The organism is Microbacterium sp. ISL-103 (assembly GCF_018613995.1).
Taxonomy (GTDB): Bacteria; Actinomycetota; Actinomycetes; order Actinomycetales; family Microbacteriaceae; genus Microbacterium.
The window spans coordinates 1-1430 of sequence record NZ_JAGGPD010000659.1; the positions used below are offsets into that span (position 1 = coordinate 1).

The window sequence follows — 1430 nt, forward strand, 5'->3', positions numbered from 1 at the left end:
CCCTTCATCGTCGGGTTCCACTACGTCTCCTCGCGGCTGCTGGTGTGCGTGACCGCGGCGTTCCTCGTCCGCCTGTACGCGGCGCCCGGGCCGCGCGTGAGCGCCGTGCCGAAGTGGTTCACGATCCTGAGCCACGTCACCGGTCTCGCGCTCGCGGTGACGATCGTCTTCGGCGTGCTGACGACCGGCTCAGGACCCCACTCGGGCGACGCCGATGTGCTGCGCCACGGGTTCGATGCCACGGTGCTCGCGCATGTGCACGCGTGGCCCGGCTACATCCTGGCGGCCCTCGTCACCGCGCTCACGATCTCGGCCTGGGTGCTCCGTCTACGACCGCGCCGGTGGCTGCTGGTGCTCGTGCTCGCGATCCTCGTGCAGGTCGGCGTCGGCATCTGGCAGGCGCGTGAGGGACTGCCCCCGCTGCTCGTGGGGATCCACATGGTGCTCGCCTCGCTCTCGGCAGCCGCGTACACGGTGGTCGTGCTGCACCTGAAGAAGCCCGTCACCGCCGAGGACTGATCGCGGGGCCGGCGAACCGGCCGACACAGTCGATGCATAGCTGCGACATCAGAGGCTCATCAGTTCGTCGTGCAACGTGGCGGACATGAACAAGTCACTGACACGCAGCATCGGCTTCTGGCTCCTCCTCGTGCTCTCGCTCGCCTCGGCGGGTGTGGGCGGATGGCTCATCGCCGGGCAGATCGGCACGATGACGAGCACGCTGCTCGACGGCACGGCGACCGGCATCGAGGTCTACGTCGGCCAGTCGCTCGTGGTGGTCGGAGCCGCGCTCCTCGGAGCCGGCGTCATCGGCATCCTGATCGCCGTCGCCCTCGGCGCTGTGCAGGCTCTCGTGCCCTCACCCGCGCCCGTGGTCGTCGAGCCGATCGACTGGACGGCGGACTCGGACGCGACCGACGAGGTCGAGCCGACGACGATCACCGATGCGGCGCCCGCCGCCGATGGCGACGAGTCCGCGGAAGACGACGCCGCTCAGAACGGGAGCAGCGGGTCGACCGCGACGGCCACGAAGATCAGCGTCAAGTAGGTGATCGAGGCGTGGAACACACGCATGGGCCGCGCCTCGTTCCCTCGCACCGCCTGGTTGTACAGCCGGTGCGATTCATAGATGAACCATCCGCCGAACACCACGGCTGAGACGCCGTAGACGAGGCCCATGTTCGCGATGGGGATCAGCAGCAGCGAGCAGGCGACGGTCGCCCAGGCGTACAGGATGACCTGGAGGCCGACCTGCGAGGCGTTGCGAGTCACACCGAGCATGGGCACGTCGACGTCGTCGTAATCATCCTTGTACTTCATCGACAGCGGCCAGTAGTGCGGCGGCGTCCAGAGGAAGATGAGGGCCAAGAGGATGAAGGCGGGCCAGTCGAGCGATTCGGTCACGGCCGCCCAGCCGATCAGCACGGGGA

2 protein-coding genes and 1 pseudogene are annotated in these 1430 nt (G+C 68.3%); 2 read left to right on the plus strand and 1 reads right to left on the minus strand.

Going from position 1 to position 1430, the window contains the following annotated elements; all coding sequences use genetic code 11:
- Positions 1–519, plus strand: a pseudogene (locus tag J7E68_RS19265) (heme A synthase); the annotation flags it as partial.
- A gap of 85 nt (positions 520–604) precedes the next feature.
- Positions 605–1048: a hypothetical protein gene (locus J7E68_RS19270; protein WP_251049182.1), complete on the plus strand. Its 444-nt coding sequence runs from the start codon at positions 605–607 to the stop codon at positions 1046–1048.
- On the opposite strand, the gene J7E68_RS19275 is transcribed toward J7E68_RS19270, so the two are convergent.
- Positions 994–1430, minus strand: a 437-nt coding sequence (locus J7E68_RS19275; RefSeq protein ID WP_215175149.1) for a UbiA family prenyltransferase, incomplete at its 5' end; no start/stop codon positions are given. The genes J7E68_RS19270 and J7E68_RS19275 overlap by 55 nt on opposite strands.